Source organism: Streptomyces aurantiacus JA 4570 (assembly GCF_000414115.1).
GTDB lineage: Bacteria > Actinomycetota > Actinomycetes > Streptomycetales > Streptomycetaceae > Streptomyces > Streptomyces aurantiacus_A.
In genome coordinates, this window is record NZ_AOPZ01000368.1 from 1 (window position 1) to 1,267 (window position 1,267).

Annotated in this window: 2 pseudogenes; both read right to left on the reverse strand. The window is 75.4% G+C overall.

What is annotated here, in order from left to right:
• Positions 1-612, reverse strand: a pseudogene (locus STRAU_RS30650) (histidine kinase); the annotation flags it as partial.
• Positions 609-1,267, reverse strand: a pseudogene (locus tag STRAU_RS30655) (hypothetical protein); the annotation flags it as partial. The pseudogenes STRAU_RS30650 and STRAU_RS30655, both read right to left, overlap by 4 nt.

A 1,267-nucleotide genomic window follows, 5' to 3' on the forward strand; every position in this document is an offset into this window, starting at 1 on the left:
GTCGGCGAGCCGGTCGGCGGGCGTGGGCCCGAGCAGCACCGGCGCCCAGCGTGCGAGGAGGGCGCCCGAGCCCGCCGCGCACCCGGCGAGCGCGACGAGGGACAGGACGCCCGTGACCGGCGCGAGCGCGAGCATCCAGGGTTCCCGCAGGTCTTCGGGGAGCCCCAGCCAGGAGTCCCCCAGGCCCACGAAGAGCGGCAGGACGATCTGGAAGGTCGCGAACGGCACGAGCCCGAGCGTCATCCCGCTCATGATCCCGCCGAACCCGAGGTGCAGCGTGAACCAGGCCATGGTGCGCCCGCGCGCGGCCCGCGACCGCGGCGGCCCGTCGGCGAGCGACGCGTCCGGCACCTCGCACAGCGCCCGCACCGCGGCCACCGACATGGGCCGGGTCAGCGGGAACAGCGCGGTGATCGCGGCGAGCGGCAGCCCGAACGCGAACGACAGGAGCTGGGAGGGGAACGAACCGAGCATCGTGGTCTCGCCGAGCAGCGGACCGGCCATCGCCGAGCCGACGAAGACGTACGGCATGGCGAGGGCGCCGCCGAGGATCAGATGGATCCACCGCCGCCGCGTCCGCCGCCCGACGAGGGCGGCCGCGAACCGTCTCACGCCGGGGGCCGCGGGGTCCCGGCCGCGCGCTCCTTGAGGAAGCGCACGCCGGTGTGGGCCACGAGCGCTGCGATGATCATCTGCACAGCGTAGGCCAGAAGCATCACGGTCGTGGGCCGCTCGGCCACGTCCGCCGAGCCCGCGAACGACGCCATGAACAGCCACGCGCCCCAGCACCCCACCGCCCCCGAACCGGCCCAGGCCAGCGCGAGCGCCGCCTTCACCGGCAGGGCGGGCGGCCGCCGGAACGCGAGGACCAGCGCGCCGGTCACGGCCGCCGCCAGGTAGCCGAGTTCGAGGACCGACAGGACGGAGAAGTCGGACGTGTGCTCCGTGACGCGCGTCTCGTTGAGGCCGACCGTCGACCCGGCCGCCCACAGCAGCCGCAGTCCGGCCGGGAACAGCGCGAGCACGGCCGCCGCCACGGCGGCCACCCGCACCGCGCGCCCACCGGCCGGAACCCTGGGCAGATCCCACACGCGGCCCCGCCACAGGTGCCCCCACCGGTCCCGGGCGTACAGGACGAACAGCAGCCCCAGGCTGAGCCCCTGCACGATGAACCCGCCGTACACCACCCCGAAGACCCACTCGTCGAGGAACGGCTCGCCGCCGGTGTCCGCGGAGTTGTTCACGGACCCGCCGAGGGCCCGCACCG